The sequence below is a fragment of the Pseudomonas sp. dw_612 genome (assembly GCF_018449725.1).
GTDB lineage: Bacteria > Pseudomonadota > Gammaproteobacteria > Pseudomonadales > Pseudomonadaceae > Aquipseudomonas.
In genome coordinates, this window is sequence record NZ_JAAVVC010000006.1 from 88,003 (window position 1) to 109,644 (window position 21,642).

Consider the following 21,642-nt stretch of genomic DNA (forward strand, 5'->3'; position numbering starts at 1 on the left):
AAATAAAATGAAAAAGCGCATTGGATTGACCCTCGCCGCAGTCGCAATCACCCTGGCTTTGCCATGCTTGGCTCAAGCGGCAGAGTTTCCTGTTCCAGCGGGATTCAAGAGTGAATTCAAAACCATAGACGGTGTAAGGCTCCACTATGTGAAGGGCGGTTCCGGGCCTTTGGTTTACCTGGTCCACGGATTTGGTCAAGCCTGGTATGAGTGGCACAGCTTGATGCCCGAACTCGCGAAGACTCACACCGTAGTTGCGGTGGATTTACCGGGCCTGGGCGAGTCGGAACCACCCAAGACCGGTTACACCGGCACTGACGTCTCGAAATATCTGTTCGCCCTCGCGACACAGCTAAGCGCCAATCAGCCGTTTGATCTGGTTGCGCATGACATCGGTATCTGGAACACCTATCCCATGGCAGTAACGCACCAAAGCCAGATAAGGAAACTGGTGTACATGGAGGCACCGATTCCCGACAAGCGCATGTACGATTTCCCGGCATTCTCACCACAGGGTGAGTCACTGGTCTGGCATTTCAGCTTCTTTGCCGCTGGCAACCAATTGGCCGAAAAGTTGATCTCAGGGCATGAAAAGTTGTTCCTCTCGCACTTCATCAAAGAACACGCGACCAACAAGGATGCCTTTACGCCTGAGCTGCTCGATCTTTACGCCAAGTCATACGCCAAGCCCCATACGCTGAACGCGTCGTTTGAATACTACCGAGCGCTTAACCAATCGATCACTGAAAACGTCGAGTTGTCGAAGACGCCCCTGAACATGCCCGTGCTGGCAATCGGCGGTGGAGGGCACGGCGGAATGGGGCAATTTCAAGTGGATCAGATGAAACAGTACGCGACCAATGTACAAGGTCAAGTCTTGCCCAATTGTGGGCACTGGTTGCCGGAGGAATGCTCCGCTGAATTGAATCCTTTAGTGGTTAAATTCTTGAATAACTGACGGATGTTCTTGATGCGTAAGGTGGCTGCTATTTGAGGCACGGCGGCCACCGGTGTGAACCACGGTCTGGGCTTGGCAAATGTCGGCTTTTGGCTGATTACACGGGTCTGGCTAGCAGGGTTGGGCCGCTAGGCTATTACTGACGTTACGCCCCAGCACAAGCACCGTAACAAAACCGCAGCCCACTAAGGCCGTAGCTAGACTCAACAGCACCGAGCTGCCCAGTTGGTCGACGATCCGCCCGCCGAAGAACGAGCCCAACGCAATAATTACCTGGAACAAGGCGACAAATAGTGGCATGCCGCGTTCGACATCCTTGGGCGCTACGACAAACATCCAAATACTGGCGCAGGCCGGGAAGGCGCCGAAGGCAAAGCCCCAGAGCGCGATCAGCATCGCCGCGCCGGTCATGCCGGTGGCGAAGTGGGGGAAAAGGGCGGTGCTGCTGCCGATCATCAGTGCGACCAGCAACAGGGTGTGCCGCACGCTACGGTTGGCGGCGAAACCGGCGAAAATATTACCCATTACCCCTGCCACGCCATAGAGCAAGAGCAGTGAGCCAATAGTCGGCCCATCGAAGCCAGCACTATGTTTGAAGAAGGGAGCAACGTAGGTGTACGCGGCAAAGTGCGCCAGGCCAATCAGCAATACAGCGATCAACCCAACCCGAGCTTGTGGATTGATAAACAAGGCAGGGAGGTCACTGATGCGAATGGCCTTGTCGGGGTTGAGCCGCGGTAGCAGGAAGATCTGCGCCAGTAGCACCGGTACGCCCACCAGCGCGGTTACCAGGAAGGTCATGCGCCAGCCCATCAGACCACTCAGCCAAGTCCCTACGGGCACGCCCAGTACGGTGGCCAGGGTCACACCGACCATGATGATCGAGGTAGCCTGGGCTACGCCAACGCCCTTGGGGGCCAGGCGGCCGCTAAGGGCAATGGCAGTCGCCCAGAAACCGCCGATACTGATGCCCAGTAGTACGCGACCGAACAGCAGCAGGCTGAAGTCGCTGGCGTAGGCCACGACCGAGTTGGCGATGATCATCAACAGCGTCAGGCCGATGAGCAGATAGCGACGGTCCGAGGCACCAATGCCCACAGACAGCAAGGGGGCGGCGAGGGCAGCCGCTATGCCGGGCAAGGTAACCATCAGACCGGCGTGGCCTGCACTGATACCGAGGTCGCTGGCGACATCGTTGAGTACGCCCACCGGGAGAAACTCGCTGGTAACCAAGGCGAAGGCACCCACTGCGACCGAGAGAATCGCCAGCCACTGCTGTTTGACACTCTGTTGATTATGTTCGGGTAGGCCGTGCTGGGCCGGGCTGGCGCTTGGCATAGTGCTGGGTTCCAAGGGGGGAATGTCGCCTGAAGACAGGCGGGGAAAGCGGGGAGAAATCGGAGGCGATTATATGAGTCAATTTTGGCAACCAGACAGGCGGGTCTTTCGATAGTAATCATCAGCGCAATCGATGAGCCTCCCTGAGGAGAGCGTCCGTATATGGACTCCTCCTTGTTGGGACGCTTCCTTCGCTTTGGCGCCCGTGCCGACTGCACACGTATATTCGGCCTCTTACTGCGGCATCGATGCAGGGCGCATGGCCTGGTTTTGGACAGAAGTCACCGCGCTCACTCCGATTGTCAGACATACACGCCTTTCCGGCTGATCCTCAGCCGTTCGCAGGTGGGTTCCCCTCTCCCAAAACGCAAAAACGCCACTCACTGAGCGGCGGTTTTGTTTGCGCGTAGTTTGTTGAGCTGCGTCGAAGAGAGATCACAACCCCTGTTTTCGTTCCGGCGCTTCCTGTGGAAGCGGCCTCTAAACCCGTTCTTCAGGCCTGCAGGTGTAAGCAAGAGACCATTCGAAAAATTAGCCGCTGGTCGAAAAGCAATGCTTCATCCAAGGTGTGGGCTGAAGTGTGGGCTGGAAGGTTCTGTCAAAAGCCAGAAACGACAAAGCCCTGAATAATCAGGGCTTTGTCGGTACAAATATGGCGGAGGCGATGGGATTCGAACTCATGGACCTGTTACAGTCGACGGTTTTCAAGACCGTTGCCTTAAACCACTCGGCCACACCTCCGTTTGCGTTGCGGGCGCCATAATACCCGAATGAAACACACTGTCAAACTCTCTGCATGGCTTGTTACAGAGCGTCTGTTATGATCTTTGCGACTGAACGTTTCAAACCAACAGGAGTTTCGCTATGCGCGAACAGGATTACGCAGTTAATAACAGCGTGCAGGCTGAGCAGCTAGAGGTTAGCCGCGTCCTGCGCAACACGTACGGCTTGCTCGCTCTCACCCTCGCATTCAGCGGTGTGATGGCGTTCGTCGCTCAGCAGATGCGTGTCGGTTACCCGAATATTTTCGTGGTGCTGATCGGCTTCTATGGCCTTTTCTTCCTGACCAACAAACTTCGTGATTCGGCCTGGGGCCTGGTGTCGGCGTTTGCCTTGACCGGTTTCATGGGTTTCCTGCTCGGCCCGATTCTCAATCGTTACCTGGGCATGCAGGGCGGGGCTGAAGTGGTCAGTTCCGCTTTCGCGATGACCGCACTGGTGTTCGGTGGTCTGTCGGCCTATGTGCTGATCACCCGCAAGGACATGAGCTTCCTGGGCGGTTTCATCACTGCCGGGTTCTTCGTGTTGCTGGGAGCGACGCTGGCGAGTATTTTCTTCCAGATCAGCGGTCTGCAACTGGCGATCAGCGCAGGTTTTGTGCTGTTCTCGTCGGTTTGCATTCTGTTCCAGACCAGCGCCATCATTCATGGCGGCGAGCGTAACTACATCATGGCGACCATCAGCCTGTATGTATCGATCTACAACCTGTTCATCAGCTTGTTGCAGATCTTCGGCATCATGAGCCGCGACGACTGATCGCGCGCCTTGAGTAATAAAAAACCCGCTTCGGCGGGTTTTTTATTGTCTGCAATTCAGGATTACTCATTAACGATAATGCTGCCATCGGCTTGCTGCCGGTAGACGGTGTAGGGCAGCAGCAGGGTGTCGGCCACACCGGAAATGACCGCGTCAACCAGCACAACGACCGGAACAGTGGTATGTGTCTGCGCGTCGATGCCATTTTCCAGCGGTGCATTCAGATAGCAGAAGTCATAGGTCACGCCGCTGTAGATCCGCGGGACAGCGCCGCAGTAACTTTTTCGCTCCTTGAGGCTCTTCGCAGCCGCGTCGTCGCTGCGCACCACCGTCTGCACCGTGCCGCATCCCGCGAGCATCAATGCAGCCAGAATCATTGCCTGAGTTTTCATACCGTCAGTCCTTCGCCGGAAAATAACCAATCTATCCTATTCATTGTCGAACAGCACTCACGCCATTGGCGGCAATCGGCGCTTGACCGGGGTTTTCTTGACGATCGCGGTGTTGGTCTCGGCGTGGGTGTTGAGGCGGTCGAGCAGGGTGTCCAGTTGTTCCATCGAGCGCACATGCAGGCGCGCAATAAAGCAGTCGTCGCCGGTGACCTTGTCGCACTCGGTGAACTCCGGAATGGCCTGGATTTGCCGTTCGACCTCCTGCAATTGCCCCGGCAACGGACGGATGCGCACGATCGCCTGCAGTTGATAGCCGAAGCATTTTGGGTCAATTTCGACGGTGTAGCCCTTGAGCACACCGCGTTCCTCAAGACGACGCAGACGCTCGGCCACACTGGGCGATGACAACCCGCTGATCTGCGCCAGGGCCTTGAGCGAACGCCGTGAGTCTTCCATCAGCGCGCCGATCAGCACTTGATCTATGTCGTCGGTCATGGCGAAACCTCGATTAGGCAATTAAACAAAACGGCCTCGATAAAAAAGGCAGAAACCGAGTTTAGCCTGATTTTTGCGCTGGAGAGTCGCAGAGGCGGATTGGCATAATTTGGCCTCAAGCACAGGAGGTTGAAATGGACAAAACACTACGTCGCGGCTCATTTGAAATGACCGCCGCCATGCTTATTTCCGGGACCATTGGCTGGTTCGTGCTGGTGTCCGGGCAACCGGTGCTGGACGTGGTGTTCTGGCGCTGTGTGTTCGGTGCCGGCACTTTGTTGCTGATCTGCACGGCGTTCGGCTTCTTGCGCCCCGGCATTCTGACCCGCACTACGTTCCTGCTGGCGGTGCTGAGCGGCGCGGCGATTGTCGGCAACTGGGTGTTGCTGTTTGCCTCCTACTCCCGCGCGTCGATTGCCATTGGCACAGCGGTGTACAACGTTCAACCGTTCATGCTGGTGGGCCTGGCCGCGCTGTTTCTGGGCGAGAAAATCACCTTGCAGAAGCTGTTCTGGCTGGGTGTTTCGTTCCTCGGGATGCTGGCGATTGTCAGCGCCCATGGCGAGCAGGGCGCCGATGGCAATGATTACCTGATGGGGATCGGCCTGGCGCTGGGTGCGGCGTTCCTGTACGCAATTGCCGCGCTGATCATCAAGCGTCTGACCGGTACGCCGCCGCATCTGATCGCCTTGGTCCAGGTCTGCACCGGCGTGCTGTTGCTCGCACCGTTTGCGCACTTTTCGGCGCCGCCCCAAGCACCGAGTGCCTGGGCCAGTCTGGTGACGTTGGGCATCGTGCACACCGGTTTGATGTACGTGCTGCTCTACGGCGCCATCCAGAAACTGCCAACGGCACTGACCGGCGCGCTGTCGTTTATCTACCCGATAGCTGCGATCTTCGTTGACTGGTTCGCGTTCGGCCATCGTCTGGAACTGCTGCAATGGCTCGGCGTGGCCGCAATTCTGTTGGCCGCTGCCGGTATGCAACAGGGCTGGGGCCTGAAGTTGCGCCGAGTGGCCACGCAGTAAGCCTTAGAGGTTCCAGCGCGGCGCGGTTTTGGCCAGACGCTGGCGCATTTCGCCGATGTTGGCGGCCAGTTGCCGGGTCAATAAGCGATAACCGTCCAATGGGCTGTAGACCGGCACATCGAGGCTGGCATCCGGCAACTCCACCGGGCGGTTGAGCCGCTGGGACGCCCCGGATTTCAAGGCTCTAGCCATGCCGATCAATTGAACACGGATCTGCCGGTGCTCGGCTTTCAATGCCGTTTGCAGATGAGCCATGGCGACCGGATCACTGGCATCCGGTCGCGTATTGCCGAGGATCTCCAGGGTGCTGACGCACATGCGCAAATGCCGCTGAATGGCATCCAGTTCAGTCATGGAGATCCGAACTTCCTTGGACACCGACGGCATCAGCGAGCGCAGTTGCACCATCACGGCATTGAGGCGGCCCATCAGTTTGAGGTGTTCGTCAGCGCTAACCGATTGGCCATCAATGATGCGTCCATACACAGACGCGCAATCGCGCAACGCATCGGCCAGGTTGTAGCGCCAAGAGAACACCGCGTACAACGGCAGGGCGAAGGAAAACGCGAGGGCGAGGGCGATGCCGATCAAAATATCGACCCCGCGCCACAACCCATCAGTCACCGGATTATCGCCATGCCCGGCGACGATAAACACGGTGATCGCCGACAGCAGCGCCGTGTAGCCGCCCTTGCCGATGGCGTGATACGAGAAGAATCCGCACACCACCGACATTGCAAAATAGGTCAGCCAAGGCATGCCGAGCCAGGCCTGCTGTGCCACCAGCAGCAAGCCAACCCCGGCACCGATCAAGGTGCCAATCGCGCGCTCGGCGGCTTTTTTGCCAATGTTGCCGTGGTGCTGCAAACCGCCAATCACCACCAACATCGTCACCGACGCCCACTCGCCGTGGGGCAGGTGGATACCGGTGGTCAGCAGGATCGTCGCCAGCAGCCCCAGCGAAACCCGCACCGCGTGGATCACCCGGGCATTGCGATAACGCCGATACGGGTCCAGCAACGGACGCAGCAGTCGGCGCATCAACGGTGGCAGGCGATAAGCGCTCAGATTGGCTCTCCTCAGAAAATGTAATCAGTGGTCAGGAAGCTCGAATCCCGTCCGCGAATGATTTCGCTGATGAGCGCCTTGTTGCTGTCCTGGAACTTGGTCGCCACCAGCGTGCGGATCGAGAACACCCGCAACGCATCGTGGACCGACAAGGTGCCTTCGGCGGAGTTTTTGCGGCCGTTGAACGGGAAGGTGTCCGGGCCGCGCTGGCACTGGGCGTTGATGTTGATGCGTCCGACCTGGTTGGCGAAGGTGTCAACCAGTCGGCCAACGGCCACCGGGTTGGTGCCGAAGATACTCAACTGTTGGCCGAAGTCCGATTCCAGGACGTAATCGATCACCGTGTCCAGATGCCGGTAGGGCACGATCGGTACCAAAGGCCCGAACTGCTCTTCTTGGTAGACGCGCATTTGCGGGTTCACCGGGTACAGCACCGCCGGGTAGAAGAACGACGCGCGCGCCTCGCCGCCGTTTGGATTGACCACGGTCGCGCCTTTGCTGACCGCATCCGCCACCAGCGAATGCAGGTAATCAACTTTGGTCGCTTCCGGCAACGGCGTCAGGGCCACGCCACTGTCCCACGGCATGCCGGGTTTGAGGGTGGCGAGTTTGGCGTTGAATTTCTCGATGAACGACTCGACCACGTCTTCGTGGACAAAGAGGATTTTCAGCGCGGTGCAGCGCTGGCCATTGAACGACAGCGAGCCGGTGAGCGCTTCGCTGACGGCGTTATCCAGATCCACCTCGGGCAGGACGATGCCGGGGTTCTTCGCATCCAGGCCCAGTGCCGCGCGCAAGCGGTGAGGTTTGGGGTGGAGCTTTTTCAGGTCGCTGGCGGCTTTGTTGGTGCCGATAAACGCGAAGATATCGATCTTGCCGCTGGCCATCAGCGCACTGACGGTTTCGCGACCGCTGCCGTAGATCACGTTGATCACGCCGGTCGGGAAGCTGTCGCGGAACGCTTCCAGCAAAGGCCGAATCAGCAACACGCCGAGCTTGGCCGGTTTGAACACCACGGTGTTGCCCATGATCAGCGCCGGAATCAGCGTGGTGAAGGTTTCGTTCAGCGGGTAGTTGTAAGGCCCCATGCACAAGGCGACGCCCAACGGTACGCGGCGGATCTGGCCGAGGGTGTCCTGTTCCAGTTCGAAACGGCTGGAGCGGCGGTCAAGTTCCTTGAGCGCATTGATGGTGTCGACGATGTAATCGCAGGTGCGGTCGAACTCTTTTTCCGAGTCCTTGAGGTTCTTGCCGATTTCCCACATCAGCAGCTTCACCACGGCGTCACGCTGTTGGCGCATGCGTCCGAGGAAGGCTTCGACGTGTTGAATGCGCTCGGCCACGCGCATGGTCGGCCACAGGCCTTGGCCACGGTCGTAGGCGCGGACGGCGGCGTCGAGGGCGGTCAACGCGGTTTCGGCATCCAGCAGCGGCGTGCTGCCGAGGATCACTTGTTCGTCGCCATTTTCGCCAGTCAGGTACACCGGGCTGCGGACCTGGGCGAGCGGGCCGTTCCAGGTGCGCAACTCGCCATCGACCAGGTATTCGCGCTGCTCGGTCTGGCCGTCGAGGCGGTATTTTTCCGGGATGTCGCTGCTGTCGGGAAACAGATTGCCAAGGATGTGTGCTGTGGTCATGTCGCTACCCCGTCTGGATTCGGTAATGCGTTGATGAATCGTTTTAGCAGACCTGGGCCGTGCTTGTCATGACCCATCTCAGGTGAGCGTTGCTTATTCAAGATAGACGACAAGGGATGGGATCGACACCAAACCCCTTGTGGGAGCGGGCTTGCTCGCGAATGCGGTGTGTCATTCAACATTGATATTGGCTGGTCCACCGCTTTCGCGAGCAAGCCCGCTCCCACAGGAAATGTGCTGGCCTCAGAAGCCCCCCTTAATGTCCCGCAATGCCCTCAACCCCCGCGATGTGCCTGGCTTAACGTGGCCTCTCCTTGATCACAATAACAATGTGCACCCGGCTGGCCGGTGCCCCACACGAGAGGACGGCTATGCCGACAAACAGGTATGCGGCGTTTCTGATCGTCGCCACGCTGCTCAGCGGCTGCGGCGAAGAGTCCAAACCCCAGGCCTCCCGAAGCGAAGCGGCCGACGCAGCACCCAGCGATGCGGCATTGGCCCAGATTTACGCCAACAGCTGCCAGCTGTGCCACGCCAACCCTGCCGCCGGGGCACCTCTGACCGGCGATAAAAAAGCTTGGGCGCCTCGCGTACAGCAGGGCGCCAACACGCTGCTCGATCACGCGATCAACGGCTACAACGGCATGCCGCCGATGGGCCTGTGCATGCAGTGTTCGGAGGAAGAATTCCTCGCGCTGATTTCCTTTATGTCCGGTCAGTCCATCCAACAATAAGAACGGCAGGTGCACTTCATGACAATGGACCTGACTCGACGTCAGTTATTGCAACGGGCGAGCGTCATCGGCGCCTTCACCGCTCTCGGCTCAAGCCCGGCGTTGGCCGAGTTGTTGCGCGCGCCTCGGTTGATTCCCTGGCGCAACTGGTCCGGCGGACAGAGTTGCCTGCCAGCGGCGCGGCTGGCGCCGAAAAACCTCGATGAATTGACCCAAGTAATTCGCCAGGCGCCCGGCAAAATAAGACCGGTCGGCTCGGCCCATTCCTTCAGCGCCCTGGTGCCCACCGACGGTACGTTGTTGTCCCTGAGCTACTTCACCGGGTTGCTCGACCACGATCCCAACACCTTGCAGGCCGAGTTCGCCGCCGGCACGCCGATGTCGCGCATGGGCACACCGCTGAAGGACGTCGGCCAGGCCCTGCAAAACATGGCCGACATCGACTACCAGACCCTCGCCGGGGCGATTTCCACCTCGACCCACGGCACCGGCAAGACTTTTCAATCCTATTCCGCCCACGTCTGCGGCTTGCAACTGGTGACCGCCAGCGGCGAGGTGCTGGACTGCGACAGCACGCGCCATCCTGAAGTGTTCAGGGCCGCCCGTGTTTCCCTCGGCGCCTTGGGAGTCGCCACTAAAATAAGACTGCAAAACCGCCCGGCCTATCGCCTGCGGGAACGCCAGTGGATCGCCAAGACCGAAGAGCTGCTGGAAGACATCGACAAGAACACCCAGGAAAACCAGCACTGGGAAATGCTGGTGGTGACCCATTCCGACTACGCCTTGTCGATCGCCCTCAATGAAACCACTGACCCGGCCACGCCGCCGATCCCGGCGGACGAAGAGGGCGGCAACGAGTTCGTGACCCTGATCGAGAAGATCGACAAGTACGGCAGCGACTTCCCCGACCTGCGTCGCACGGTGCTCAACAACCTGCGCCACCTCGCCAGTTTCGATGACCGGGTGGGCGACTCGTTCGACATCTACGCCAACGTGCGCACGGTGCGCTTCAACGAGATGGAATATTCGGTGCCGGCGGAATACGGCCCAGCGTGCCTGCGAGAGATTCTCAAGCTGATTCAGGACAAGGACCTGCGCACCTGGTTTCCCATCGAGTATCGCTACGTCAAGGCTGATGACATTCCCCTGAGCATGTTCGAAGGTCGCGACAGTTGCTCGATCTCGGTGCATCAGCATTACCAAATGGACCATCACAACTTCTTCGCCGCCGTCGAGCCGATCTTCTGGAAGTACAACGGCCGGCCGCACTGGGGCAAGTTGCATACCTTGAATGCTAAAAACCTGCAGCCGTTGTACCTGCGCTGGCGGGAATTCGTTGAGGTGCGCCAGGCACTGGACCCCAGCGGCAAGTTTCTCAACGCGCATTTATCGTCGATTCTGGGGGTGAACTGATGTCCGTGAATCGTCGCAATTTCCTGCTCGGAACCTTGGGCGTGGGCGCTTTGCTGGTGGGGGGCGGCGCGTGGCTGCGGCCGGGGGATCGGGGCGGTCCCTACAGCGATTATTTCCGTGCGCTGAATCGTGAGCTCAAGGATCACGGGCCGATGCGCCCGGTGATGCTGATCGACCTCGACCGCCTCGATCACAACATCGACGTGGTGCTGCAATCGGTCCAGCGCGCCGGCAAACACCTGCGTCTGGTGGAGAAATCCCTGCCAGCGCCGGGGTTGCTGACGTACATCGCCCAGCGTGCGGGCACGAAGCGTTTGATGTCGTTTCACCAGCCGTTTCTCAACCATGACGCCGTGCAGTTTCCTGACGCTGACATCTTGCTGGGCAAACCGCTGCCGGTGCGTTCAGCGCAGTTGTTTTATGAATCTCACAAAGGCCCGTTCGACCCGGCGAGGCAGTTGCAGTGGTTGCTTGATACGCCCGAGCGGCTCCAGCAATACCTGGGATTGGCGCAAGGATTGGGCACGCGGTTGCGGGTGAACATCGAACTGGACGTCGGCCTGCATCGTGGCGGTGTCAGCGACTTGGGCGTGCTCGGGCAGATGCTGACGCTGATCAGCGCTCATCCACAGCATTTGGAATTCGCCGGTTTCATGGGCTACGACCCGTTCGTGGGCATGGGCGTGCCGGGGATTCTCGGTTCGCCCGAGGAACTGTTCGCCAAGGTCATGCTGATCTACAACCGCTGCGTCGATTTCACCCGCCAGCAATTTCCTGGCCTGTGGCGCGAAGGTCTGACGCTCAACACCGCCGGCAGCCCAAGTTATCGCATGCACGAACAGGAACGCCTGAGCACAGAAGTGTCGGTGGGTACGGCGATGCTCAAGCCGACGCATTATGACTTGCCGTCGCTGGTGGACCATGTGCCGGCGGCGTACATCGCCACGCCGGTGTTGAAAAGCACCGGGGCGGTGAACATTCCGGCGCTGGATGACAAGTCGAAGCTGTTCTCGTGGTGGGACGCCAATCAGCGCGAGACGTTCTTCATTTACGGCGGCAACTGGATGGCCGAGTTCGAGTCGCCCCGGGGTTTGCAGAGCAACGGGGTGTATGGCCGCAGCTCCAATCAGGAAATGGTCAACGGCTCCCGCGCCGTGGGCCTGGCGGTGGAAGATCAGGTGTTTCTGCGCCCGACCCAGACTGAGTCGGTGTTGCTGCAATTCGGTGATTTGCTGGCGGTGCGGGGCGGCAGGATTGTCGACGCGTGGCCGGTTTATTCCTGAGCCTGAAACACAAGTGCAGCAATGTTCCGGCAACAATCAGCAGAGGACGCTCGACGAACAAGCACGACAGGGAGTCATCAATGGCATTTATAGAATCCGCAAGCGCTCAGGGCTCGGGCGATTACCGCTACCCCGAGGCGAAATCCGAATCCTGGCTCGCGCTCGCAGCCGGGATCGAGGCCGAGGTGGCGCAGTACTTCATGGTCAGCGCCCGGTGCGGCTGTTTCATGCAGGCCGCGCGCAGCCTCAACGTCAGGACGACGTTGCTGCGCAAGCAACTGGCGAAACTGGAAGCGCAAGTGCAGCGTTCCCTGTTCAACTTTCAGGGCAGCAACCTGAGCCTCAGCCGCGAAGGGCTGCAACTGCATGCCCAACTGATTGCGCTGGCCCATGAACGTACCTTGCCGCTGGTCGAACAGCCGCTGATCCGGCTGGCGGTGGCCGAGTCGATCCTGCATGACATCCTCGGCCGCGACCTGATCGCGCTGCTGCGGCGCAATGCCAGCGTGCGCCTGGAGATCATCTCGCTGGACAGCGAACTCGCCTTGCAAGCCGTCAGCGTCGATGTGGTGCTGTGGCTGGGGACCGACGATTCACCGCTGCCCGGCCCGACATTCGTCACCGATGAGCCGCAATGCCTGGCGCAGCTCGACTATTTTCCGCACATCGCCAAACGGTATTCACGGGTCACGTCCCGGCCGGACAGCCTCGACGACCTGACGGATTTCATGCTGGTGCATTGGCAGCACGACCGGCAGATCGACAGCTTCGGGCCATGGAACCGCCTGGTGGAACAACGCCTGGCCGGGGTCGTGCAGTTGCAGTCCTACGAGCTGATGCTGGAAATGATCCGCTGCAGCGCCTGCATCGGCCTGCTGCCCGGCTACATCAGCCGCTTCGACCGCGCCCTGATTGCGCTGCCGGGGTTGTTCCGCGAACCCATGCGACGCCAGGCGTGGCTGGCAGTGAATGCCGATTCCCAAGGACAGACCGGCGTGCAGGAACTCGTCGACCTGATCCGCAACACCTTCCATGAGCGGCGAGACTGGTTCGAAAGCTGACGAAACCCCCCTGTGGGAGCGGGCTTGCTCGCGAAAGCGGCGTGTCAGCCGACTTCATTTTGGACTGTTGAGCCGCCATCGCGAGCAAGCTTTGCTCCTACACCGGATTCGCGTCGTGCACAAAACCTGCCTACAACGCAGCCCCCCGTAGGAGCAAAGCTTGCTCGCGAAGACGATATGTCAGGCAACACTAATGTCGACTGATCCACCGCCTTCGCGAGCAAGCCCGCTCCCACAGGGTTCTGGTCACAATGGATTGGCGCGGTTTAGAGTGAGCGGCCATTCAAGGAAGAATCGCCATGCCCACCACCGACCCCGGCATCACCCTCCAGCGCTTCAGCGAAGCCCACATCGACGGCATCACCGCGCTCTACAACGATCCGTCCGTCACCCGTCAGGTCCTGCAAATGCCGTTTCAGTCCACCGAGGTCTGGCGCAAACGCCTGATGCCGGAAAACGAGCGGGTGGTGCAACTGGTGGCGCTGTATCAAGGGGCGGTCATCGGCAATATCGGGCTGGAGCAGTTCTCGCGCATCCGTCGCAGCCACGCCGGCAGCATTGGCATGGGCGTCGCCGGGGAATGGCAGGGCAAGGGTGTAGGCACTAAATTGCTGGCCACGGCGCTGGACATCGCGGACAACTGGATGAACCTGCGTCGGGTCGAACTGTCGGTGTATGCCGACAACGCAGCGGCCATCGGGTTGTACCGCAAATTCGGTTTTGTAGACGAAGGCCTGTTTCGCGACTACGCCGTGCGTGACGGCGTGCTGGTGGATGCCTTGAGCATGGCGCGTCTTCGGGGCACGCCCAAGGCCGGTTGAGTCAGTCGCCCAAGGCAAACGCCACGGCGGCCTGCGCATGCAGTTCGGTGGTGTCGAGCAGGGGCAGGGCGCTGTGCTCGGGTTTGATCAGCAGGCCGATTTCCGTGCAGCCGAGGATAATTGCCTGGGCGCCACGTTGGGTCAGGGATTCGATGACTTGTTGGTACACCCGGCGCGACGCTTCGCTGATTACCCCGACGCACAACTCGTCATAAATGATTCGATGCACTGCCTTGCGTTCTTCAGCCTCCGGCACCAGAACCGTCAACCCCTTGGCCGTCAGGCGATCCTTGAGGAAGTCCTGTTCCATGGTGAACGCGGTGCCCAGCAACCCGACTTTCAGCGCGCCGGCATCCACCGCTGCCTGACCGGTGGGGTCCGCGATGTGCAGGAACGGAATGCCGATTGCCGCCTGAATCTGCCCGGCGACTTTGTGCATGGTGTTGGTACACAACACCACGCATTCGGCGCCGCCAGCCTCCAGCCTGCGCGCCGCATCCACCAGGATCGCCGCCGCATCGTCCCAGCGCCCGGCATGTTGGGCCTGTTCGACAGGCCCGAAGTCGACGCTGTACATTAGCAATTGCGCCGAACGCAATGGCCCGAGGCGGTCACGGACCTGTTGGTTGATGAGGCGATAGTATTCAGCGCTGGACTCCCAGCTCATGCCGCCGATAAGGCCGATGGTGCGCATGCTGTGCTCCTGTTTGTTGGCAACCCTTTGTCAGAGAGTGTCCCGTGGATTCCAGCGCCGATCTATCAGGAAATTTCACATGCTGAGCCAAAGCCTGCTGGGCGATCAAATCGGCCTGCACCTGCTGCCGCGCGCAGCCTACAGCGCCCGGGACCCCGCGCAATGGCACACACTCGGCGTGACCCTGGAACGCCAGCAAGGCGTGCACGCCATCGATTCCGACCTGCGGGTGGATTTCGACACGCTGCCCGGCGTGCTGGCGCATACCCCGGTTGGCGTGGAAGTGTTTTCCGAATCGGCCAACGGTGGCGAATACCTGCTGTTGCGGCTGGACGAACCGTTCGCCCGGCAGCACCTGCCGTCGGTTAGCCATCGGGTGCAGTTCGCCGGGCAGGGCCGGGCGCTGGGGTTGGCACGGGAGTTGCGCCGACTGCTGCTGGCGCCGCAACCGGACCGCTTGGCCCTTGAACAAACTGCTTTGGCGTTTATCGATTTGGCGAGTATGCCTGCCGGGCGCGAGCATCGAATCCCACCCAAGGCCTTCACCCGAGTCCTGGATCAGATGGCCGAGCAGTTTCATCAACCCCTGAGCCTGGAGCAGTTGGCCGTCACATACGGACACAATGAATTGCGGTTCCTGCGCGACTTCACCCGCACCATCGGCCTCACGCCCCACGCCTACCTGATCGAAGTCAGGCTCCAGGCTGCGCGCCGGATGATCGAGCAAAGCGATCTGTCCCTGGCCAGCATCGCCCTGGACGCAGGCTTCGCCCATCAATCGCACATGGGCAGCGCCTTTCGCAAGCACCTGGCCATGACCCCCAGCCAATACCGCTCACGCTTTTAGTCGTACGCCGGCCGCTGGCATCTGCCATGCTCAAAGTCCGCAACAACGCTTCAACCAAAGGAACACCGCAATGGACGACGTACAGCAACTGGGCGAGATGCTTCGCCACTACGCAGAAAGCGAAGCGCACAAGAAGCAATTGTTTGAATCGCAATCGGCCGTGTGGGCGACGCGCATTGGTGAGCTGTTCGATCAGATCCAGCACTGGCTGGAGCCGGTCCAGACGCCGAACCTGCTGGAAGTGAGCCGCGAGGTGTACGTCGCGTCCGGGCCAAGCGTGCCGGTCGAGACCTCGATCTTCAAGACCGAGAAACTGACGGTGGTGATTGCCGGCAAACCGGTGGAGTTCGTGCCGGATGTGATGGGCGTCGGTGGTCAGATTTCATTGGCAGTGATGGGCCTGACAGCGGCGCGTTACGGCAGCATTTCCCTGGTGTGCCTGCCGCCGTCTGCTAGCTGGCAATGGCGCAAGACCAATGGGTTGAAAGACCCGGATACCTTTGGCTTCGATGCGAACTTCCTGGCGCAGCAGTTGCAGAGCTTGATTCCGCGCGAACGCGGCTGAGAGATTTCTTTCCAGTCTTAAGAGCCACCCCTCACCCCAGCCCTCTCCCCAAAGGGGAGAGGGGGAAAGGGAGTCGATCTCCATGGTTTTCAGATCTAGAGTTCGACTCGATATTTCAGGTCGATGTAGCTCCAGGAACACCTTGGTCGGCTCCCTCTCCCTTCTGGGGAGAGGGCTGGGGTGAGGGGTGGTCCTGACTGACCCCCCAAAAACCATCAAACCTCCAAATTTCCCCAACCAGGCTTAGCCTCTTCCGGCGCCACGGCCTTCACCTTTTTTCCCGTCGCCAACTCCACCCGCCGCGCCACTTCCGGGTCATCGGCAAACGGCATCAGGCTCGCATCTTCAAGGCTCTCGGGCGTCTGATGCTTCAGGCAATATTCGATCGCCAGCCAAAACCCGACGACGCCAAATAGATTCAACGCTATCTCGATCATCTCCCACCTCACGCAATCTGCGCTTCACGTTCAGCCATCGCCACGTCCGCCACCCGCACGGTGCGCCAGGTGTTGTAGGCCATCAGCAACATGCCGCTAAGGAAGAAAACTCCACCGGTAAACCGCACCACATAGCCCGGATGACTGGCCTGCAAGGCTTCGACGAAGGAATAGGTCAGCGTGCCGTCGTCGTTGATCGCGCGCCACATCAGCCCCTGGGTAATGCCGTTGACCCACATCGACGCGATGTACAACACCGTGCCAATGGTCGCCAGCCAGAAGTGTGCGTTGATCAGGCCGATGCTGTGCATCTGTGGGCGGCCGAAGACTTTCGGCACCATGTGGTAGATCGCACCGAAGGTGATCATCGCCACCCAACCCAGCGCCCCGGCGTGAACGTGGCCGATGGTCCAGTCGGTGTAGTGGGAGAGGGCGTTCACGGTTTTGATCGCCATCATCGGCCCTTCGAAGGTCGACATGCCGTAGAACGCCAGCGACAGCACCAGGAAGCGCAGGATCGGGTCGGTGCGCAACTTATGCCAGGCGCCCGACAGCGTCATCATCCCGTTGATCATCCCGCCCCAGCTCGGCGCCAGCAAAATCAGCGACATCGCCATGCCGAGCGACTGCGCCCAGTCCGGCAGCGCGGTGTAGTGCAAGTGGTGCGGGCCGGCCCAGATGTACAACGTGATCAGCGCCCAGAAATGCACGATCGACAACCGGTAGGAATACACCGGTCGCCCCACCTGTTTCGGCACGAAGTAATACATCATCCCGAGGAACCCGGTGGTCAGGAAAAAACCCACCGCGTTGTGCCCATACCACCACTGCACCATGGCGTCGGTGGCCCCGGAATACACCGGGTAGGACTTGAACCAGTCCACCGGAATCGACAGGTGATTGACCACGTGCAACATCGCGATCACCACGATGAACGCGCCGAAGAACCAGTTGCCGACGTAGATGTGCCTGGTCTTGCGCTGCACCACGGTGGTGAAGAACACGATGGCATAGGCCACCCAGACCACGGTCATCCACACCGCGCCGGAGAATTCGATCTCGGCGTATTCCTTGGTGGTGGTGTAGCCCAGCGGCAGGGTGATCAACATGATCACGATCACCGATTGCCAGCCCCAGAAGGTGAACGCGGCGAGTGTGTCAGAGTACAAGCGCACCTGACAGGTACGCTGCACCGCGTAGTAACTGGCGGCGAATTGCGCACTGCCGGCAAAGCCGAAAATCACCAGGCTGGTGTGCAGTGGGCGCAAGCGGCCGAAGGTGGTCCACGGCAGGTCGAGGTTCATCTCGGGCCATACCAATTGCGAGGCGATCCACACGCCCATGGCCATGCCCACCACGCCCCAGACGATGGTTGCCACGACGAATTGGCGGACGACCTTGTAGTTGTAGGCCTGTCCGATTGTTGCTGTGCTCATGGTCAGTTCATCCATGCAAAGTCTTGCCAGGCCACCCGGTCTGGCATGGGATGCACTGTAGAAACACCGCAGGAAACAAAACAGACTCAGGAAAACTTGATTTATGCGGATCAGATGCGAGGCATGCCTGCGGCCATCTGCCGCGCTCTGATACGGTTTTTTAGGTTTCAGGTGGGTCTGTAACGCGCTGCGCCGCAGGTTCATCATCCCGGCCATAAAGCTCCGTAGCAGCTGTCGAGCAGCGCGAGGCAGCGTTCGGCGGCGAAGCCGTCGCAAACCCCTTTGTCGCGGTCTACCTGATGCACCGCGTCGCTTGATTTCACGACGGCTTCGCCGCCGAACGCTGCCTCGCGTTGCTCGACAGCTGCTACAGGGCACAATCAATCCTGATGAGGCAACCCCATGTATCAGTACGACGACTATGACCGGGCGCTGGTGTTCGAACGGGTCGCGCAGTTTCGCGATCAGGTCGAGCGCTTCGTGGCGGGTGAATTGAGCGAAGAAGAATTCCTGCCGCTGCGCCTGCAAAACGGCCTGTACATGCAAAAGCACGCCTACATGCTGCGGGTGGCGATTCCCTATGGCACCTTGAGCGCCGGGCAGATGCGCACCCTGGCGAGCATCGCCCGGGATTACGATCGCGGCTACGGCCACTTCACCACCCGACAGAACATGCAGTTCAACTGGATCGAACTGGCCCAGGTGCCGGACATCCTCGAACGCCTGGCCCAGGTGGAAATGCACGCGATCCAGACCTCCGGCAACTGTGTGCGCAACATCACTACCGAAGCCTTCGCCGGGGTCGCGGCGGACGAGCTGATCGACCCGCGCCCTCTGGCGGAGATCCTGCGGCAGTGGTCGACCATCAACCCGGAATTCCTGTTTCTGCCGCGCAAGTTCAAGATCGCCATCTGCTCGGCGAAACAGGACCGCGCGGCGATCATGATGCATGACATCGGCCTCTATCTTTATCCCGGCGCTGATGGGCAAATGCTGTTGCGAGTGATCGTCGGCGGCGGTCTCGGGCGCACGCCGATCCTCGGTTTGCAGATTCGTGAAGGCTTGCCGTGGCAGCACTTGCTGTCCTACGTCGAGGCAGTGCTGCGGGTCTACAACCGCCACGGTCGGCGGGACAACAAGTACAAGGCGCGGATCAAGATTCTGGTGAAAGCCCTGGGCATCGACGCCTTCGCCAAGGAAGTGGAGGAGGAGTGGCAGCACCTCAAGGACGGCCCGGCGCAACTGACCGACGTCGAATATGAGCGGGTCGCCAGTGCCTTCGTGCCGCCGGTGTATCGAGCGCTGGCCGACACCGACCTGGATTTCGGCACACGCCTGGCGCAGAACCCGGCCTTCGCTCGCTGGGTGGCGCGCAACGTGCAGCCGCACAAAGTGCCGGGTTACGCCAGCGTCGTGCTCTCGACCAAACCGGGCATCGCTTCGCCGCCGGGGGACGTTACGGCCGAGCAAATGGAGGCAGTGGCCGACTGGTCCGAGCAATTGGGTTTCGGCGAAATCCGCATCGCTCACGAGCAGAACATCGTGCTGCCGGACGTGACCAAAACCGATCTGTATGCGCTGTGGTGCCTGGCCTGTGATCAAGGTTTGGGCTGCGCCAATGTCGGCTTGCTGACCGACATCATCGCCTGCCCTGGTGGCGACTTCTGCGCACTGGCCAACGCCAAATCGATCCCCATCGCCCAAGCCATTCAAGGCCGATTCGAAGACCTGGATTACCTCCATGACCTGGGCGATATCAGCCTCAACATCTCCGGCTGCATGAATGCGTGCGGCCATCATCACATCGGCAATATCGGCATCCTGGGCGTCGATAAAAATGGCAGCGAGTGGTACCAGATCACCCTCGGCGGCGCTCAGGGCAAGCACAGTGCGCTGGGCAAAGTCATCGGCCCGTCCTTCAGCGCTGCCGAAGTGCCTGATGTGATTGAGCGGATCATCGGCACCTTCGTGCGTTATCGCGAAAGCGAAGAACTGTTCGTCGATACGGTGCAGCGCATTGGGCTGGAGCCGTTCAAGGAGCGGATCTACCCGAAAGTGCTGGAGGTGTCGGCATGAACAATCTATTGCGCCTGGAGGAGGGCGTGGCGCGGATTGATCTGGGTGACCCGTGGACCCTGGTTCGGGAGATCGACGCTGAATTGCCGGCGGGACGCTTGATCCTGCCATTGGCCCGATGGCTGGATAACCCGGCGCGACACGGTGTCTGGCTCGGGCCGGACGATGAAGTGGAAAGCCTGAAATCCTGCTTCAACCTGCTGCCGCTGATAGCCCTGGATTTTCCGAGTTTTCGTGACGGTCGTGGTTACAGCCAGGCGTATTTGCTGCGCACTCGGCTGGGCTGGAACGGCGAGTTGCGTGCGATTGGCGATGTGTTGCGGGATCAATTGAGCCATATGCGGCAGTGCGGGTTTGATAGTTTTGCGGTGCGCGAAGACAAGTCCGCTGAAGATGCGCTCAAGGGATTGGCCGGGATGAGTGTGTTGTATGGGCGTTCGGTGATTGAACCGCGGCCACTTTTCAGACGCCGCTGAGCTTTTTGTAGCAGCTGTCGAGCAGCGCGAGGCAGCGTTCGGCGGCGAAGCCGTCGTGAAATCAGCCAACGCGGTGTATCAGGTAGACCGCGAGTTCAGGGTTTACGACGGCTTCGCCGCCGGACGCTGCCTCGCGTTGCTCGTCAGCTGCTACAGGGCGTATTCAGAGAGTGTTTTTGCTTGGGCCAGTACTGGCATTTTGGTAGAGTCCGCAACATTGGCTACATGGACGAAATCAAGAAGGGAGTCTGGCGTTGTGAGTTTCGGCAAAAAGATTTTAGGACTGTCGGCATTTCTGCTGATGTTGACCCTGTGGGCTGGCTACTTTTACGTATTCCAGGAAAACCGTGGCGGGCAGTTGGGCGGTGCCTATGACAGCACTGCGTGGTGCGGCACGCCACCGTCGGCCGACGCGCTGTCCCTGGGCAAGGATCAACTGACCCTGCGCGTCACCAACAACCTGCGTGGTGAGTTCATGCTCGGCGGTTCGATCATCGTTTCCGAGCGCACCTTCAACCGCTATGACCTGGGCCGCAACGAACTGCGCCTGCGCCTGGAACCGTTGCAATGGTCGTTCGGCGCCACGCCGGTGTCCCTCGAACAGGTCAAAATCAAACCCCTGAGCCGCAACCTCGCCGCCGACAACAAAAGTGCTTACGCCGAGCTGGAACCACGCCCCATCGGCGTGCAGGGCCGAGCCATCGAGTTTCCCTTCGACACTTACCGCTACGGCTACAAACCGGTGCTGTATTACCTCAAGGGCAACGAGCGCATCGACCTGCGTTTCCGCCACATCACCACCGTAATGGAGATGTCGAACACCTTTAGACCGATCCAGAAATACAACCGCGCGGAGTACATCAACGAGAAAAACTCGCTGGTGCGCGATGAGGATTACAAGCCTTACGCGACCACGGAATGTGCGTTCAGCGTCGAACGCAAAGGCTCGTTCAAGCTCATCGTCCTGCTGCTGTTGCTGGTGATCTGCCTGCCGCTGATGCATGTGTTTTATCGCGATGAGCCGGGGATCGACTTCCTCGCCACGCTGGTGGGCATCGGCGCCGTCCGGGTGATGCTGGTGGGGCCGTTGCAGGATTTCCAGCTGTACAACATCGACTTTTTGTTTGGCTCGGCGATTTTGCTGGTGGGGTCGGTGTCGCTGGTGAAGGCGATGCGGGCCAATAGTCGGCGGGAATTGGCGGCGCGGAGTGGGTCGACTTGGTGAATACCCTGTAGCAGCTGCCGAGCAGCGCGAGGCAGCGTTCGGCGGCGAAGCCGTCGTGAAATCAGACAGCGCGGTGATTCAGGTAGACCGCGTGCGCTGGGTTTACGACGGCTTCGCCGCCG

General features: G+C 60.0%; 21 protein-coding genes, 1 tRNA gene and 1 pseudogene. 13 read left to right on the forward strand and 10 right to left on the reverse strand.

The window, feature by feature from the left end; all coding sequences use genetic code 11:
• Window positions 1-7: 7 nt before the first annotated feature.
• The gene (locus HB680_RS11795; protein WP_213938745.1) at window positions 8-958 is read left to right on the forward strand and encodes an alpha/beta hydrolase; all 951 of its coding nucleotides are present in this window, start codon (window positions 8-10) and stop codon (window positions 956-958) included.
• A gap of 111 nt (window positions 959-1,069) precedes the next feature.
• Here the strand turns inward: HB680_RS11795 and HB680_RS11800 are convergent, their stop codons facing one another.
• Both HB680_RS11800 and HB680_RS11805 read right to left on the reverse strand, forming a co-directional pair.
• A complete protein-coding gene (locus HB680_RS11800; protein ID WP_213938747.1) occupies window positions 1,070-2,296 on the reverse strand; it encodes an MFS transporter in 1,227 nt (408 codons plus the stop codon).
• A gap of 653 nt (window positions 2,297-2,949) precedes the next feature.
• Window positions 2,950-3,037 (reverse strand) — tRNA-Ser (locus HB680_RS11805).
• A gap of 123 nt (window positions 3,038-3,160) precedes the next feature.
• Here HB680_RS11805 and HB680_RS11810 point away from each other — a divergent pair.
• Complete coding sequence (locus HB680_RS11810) at window positions 3,161-3,832, forward strand: Bax inhibitor-1/YccA family protein (protein ID WP_092280745.1); 672 nt, start codon at window positions 3,161-3,163, stop codon at window positions 3,830-3,832.
• 62 nt (window positions 3,833-3,894) lie between these two features.
• Here HB680_RS11810 and HB680_RS11815 read toward each other — a convergent pair whose 3' ends face one another.
• Together HB680_RS11815 and HB680_RS11820 are read right to left on the reverse strand one after the other, a co-directional pair.
• Window positions 3,895-4,224, reverse strand: coding sequence for a YceK/YidQ family lipoprotein (locus HB680_RS11815; RefSeq protein ID WP_213938749.1), 330 nt, complete (start codon window positions 4,222-4,224; stop codon window positions 3,895-3,897).
• Between the two features lie 57 nt (window positions 4,225-4,281).
• A complete protein-coding gene (locus HB680_RS11820) occupies window positions 4,282-4,719 on the reverse strand; it encodes an Lrp/AsnC family transcriptional regulator (RefSeq protein WP_213938751.1) in 438 nt (145 codons plus the stop codon).
• Between the two features lie 134 nt (window positions 4,720-4,853).
• Here HB680_RS11820 and HB680_RS11825 point away from each other — a divergent pair, with 134 nt between their 5' ends.
• Window positions 4,854-5,747: a DMT family transporter gene (locus tag HB680_RS11825; protein WP_213938753.1), complete on the forward strand. Its 894-nt coding sequence runs from the start codon at window positions 4,854-4,856 to the stop codon at window positions 5,745-5,747.
• Window positions 5,748-5,750: 3 nt separating this feature from the next.
• Here HB680_RS11825 and HB680_RS11830 read toward each other — a convergent pair whose 3' ends face one another.
• The 3 genes and pseudogenes from HB680_RS11830 to HB680_RS33085 form a co-directional block, all read right to left on the reverse strand.
• Window positions 5,751-6,788 carry an FUSC family protein gene (locus tag HB680_RS11830; protein ID WP_213938755.1) on the reverse strand — a complete coding sequence of 346 codons (1,038 nt, stop codon included), beginning with the start codon at window positions 6,786-6,788 and terminating at the stop codon, window positions 5,751-5,753.
• A 38-nt stretch (window positions 6,789-6,826) separates the two neighbouring features.
• Window positions 6,827-8,452 (reverse strand): NADP-dependent glyceraldehyde-3-phosphate dehydrogenase, encoded by a 1,626-nt coding sequence (locus HB680_RS11835; protein ID WP_213938757.1) that lies wholly within the window; start codon window positions 8,450-8,452, stop codon window positions 6,827-6,829.
• Window positions 8,453-8,589: 137 nt separating this feature from the next.
• A pseudogene (locus HB680_RS33085) lies at window positions 8,590-8,679 on the reverse strand (metal ABC transporter ATP-binding protein); the annotation flags it as partial.
• A 144-nt stretch (window positions 8,680-8,823) separates the two neighbouring features.
• Here HB680_RS33085 and HB680_RS11840 point away from each other — a divergent pair.
• The 5 genes from HB680_RS11840 to HB680_RS11860 all read left to right on the forward strand — a co-directional run bounded on the left by HB680_RS11840 (window position 8,824) and on the right by HB680_RS11860 (window position 13,764).
• Window positions 8,824-9,186: a cytochrome c5 family protein gene (locus tag HB680_RS11840; RefSeq protein WP_213938758.1), complete on the forward strand. Its 363-nt coding sequence runs from the start codon at window positions 8,824-8,826 to the stop codon at window positions 9,184-9,186.
• Window positions 9,187-9,210: 24 nt separating this feature from the next.
• Window positions 9,211-10,599, forward strand: a complete 1,389-nt coding sequence (locus HB680_RS11845; RefSeq protein ID WP_213939011.1) for a D-arabinono-1,4-lactone oxidase — start codon at window positions 9,211-9,213, stop codon at window positions 10,597-10,599.
• A 74-nt stretch (window positions 10,600-10,673) separates the two neighbouring features.
• Complete coding sequence (locus tag HB680_RS11850; RefSeq protein WP_213939012.1) at window positions 10,674-11,882, forward strand: DSD1 family PLP-dependent enzyme; 1,209 nt, start codon at window positions 10,674-10,676, stop codon at window positions 11,880-11,882.
• Between the two features lie 80 nt (window positions 11,883-11,962).
• A complete protein-coding gene (locus tag HB680_RS11855; protein ID WP_213938760.1) occupies window positions 11,963-12,943 on the forward strand; it encodes a LysR family transcriptional regulator in 981 nt (326 codons plus the stop codon).
• 299 nt (window positions 12,944-13,242) lie between these two features.
• Window positions 13,243-13,764 (forward strand): GNAT family N-acetyltransferase, encoded by a 522-nt coding sequence (locus HB680_RS11860; protein WP_213938761.1) that lies wholly within the window; start codon window positions 13,243-13,245, stop codon window positions 13,762-13,764.
• Window position 13,765: 1 nt separating this feature from the next.
• On the opposite strand, the gene HB680_RS11865 is transcribed toward HB680_RS11860, so the two are convergent.
• Window positions 13,766-14,458 carry an aspartate/glutamate racemase family protein gene (locus HB680_RS11865; protein ID WP_213938763.1) on the reverse strand — a complete coding sequence of 231 codons (693 nt, stop codon included), beginning with the start codon at window positions 14,456-14,458 and terminating at the stop codon, window positions 13,766-13,768.
• Window positions 14,459-14,537: 79 nt separating this feature from the next.
• On the opposite strand from HB680_RS11865, the gene HB680_RS11870 reads away from it, so the two are divergent.
• A complete protein-coding gene (locus tag HB680_RS11870) occupies window positions 14,538-15,305 on the forward strand; it encodes an AraC family transcriptional regulator (protein WP_213938765.1) in 768 nt (255 codons plus the stop codon).
• Window positions 15,306-15,375: 70 nt separating this feature from the next.
• Window positions 15,376-15,870 carry a hypothetical protein gene (locus tag HB680_RS11875; RefSeq protein ID WP_213938767.1) on the forward strand — a complete coding sequence of 165 codons (495 nt, stop codon included), beginning with the start codon at window positions 15,376-15,378 and terminating at the stop codon, window positions 15,868-15,870.
• Window positions 15,871-16,085: 215 nt separating this feature from the next.
• Here the strand turns inward: HB680_RS11875 and HB680_RS11880 are convergent, their stop codons facing one another.
• On the reverse strand, window positions 16,086-16,307 hold the full coding sequence (locus HB680_RS11880) for a cbb3-type cytochrome c oxidase subunit 3 (RefSeq protein WP_213938769.1): 222 nt from the start codon (window positions 16,305-16,307) through the stop codon (window positions 16,086-16,088).
• A gap of 8 nt (window positions 16,308-16,315) precedes the next feature.
• Window positions 16,316-17,743, reverse strand: coding sequence for a cytochrome-c oxidase, cbb3-type subunit I (gene ccoN / locus HB680_RS11885; protein ID WP_213938770.1), 1,428 nt, complete (start codon window positions 17,741-17,743; stop codon window positions 16,316-16,318).
• Between the two features lie 402 nt (window positions 17,744-18,145).
• Here ccoN and HB680_RS11890 point away from each other — a divergent pair, with 402 nt between their 5' ends.
• The 3 genes from HB680_RS11890 (at window position 18,146) to HB680_RS11900 (ending at window position 21,520) form a co-directional block, all read left to right on the forward strand.
• The gene (locus tag HB680_RS11890) at window positions 18,146-19,819 is read left to right on the forward strand and encodes a nitrite/sulfite reductase (protein WP_213938772.1); all 1,674 of its coding nucleotides are present in this window, start codon (window positions 18,146-18,148) and stop codon (window positions 19,817-19,819) included.
• Window positions 19,816-20,295, forward strand: a complete 480-nt coding sequence (locus HB680_RS11895; protein ID WP_213938774.1) for a DUF934 domain-containing protein — start codon at window positions 19,816-19,818, stop codon at window positions 20,293-20,295. Before HB680_RS11890 ends, HB680_RS11895 begins: the two co-directional genes overlap by 4 nt.
• Before the next feature lie 256 nt (window positions 20,296-20,551).
• Window positions 20,552-21,520 carry a hypothetical protein gene (locus HB680_RS11900; RefSeq protein WP_213938775.1) on the forward strand — a complete coding sequence of 323 codons (969 nt, stop codon included), beginning with the start codon at window positions 20,552-20,554 and terminating at the stop codon, window positions 21,518-21,520.
• Window positions 21,521-21,642 lie beyond the last annotated feature (122 nt).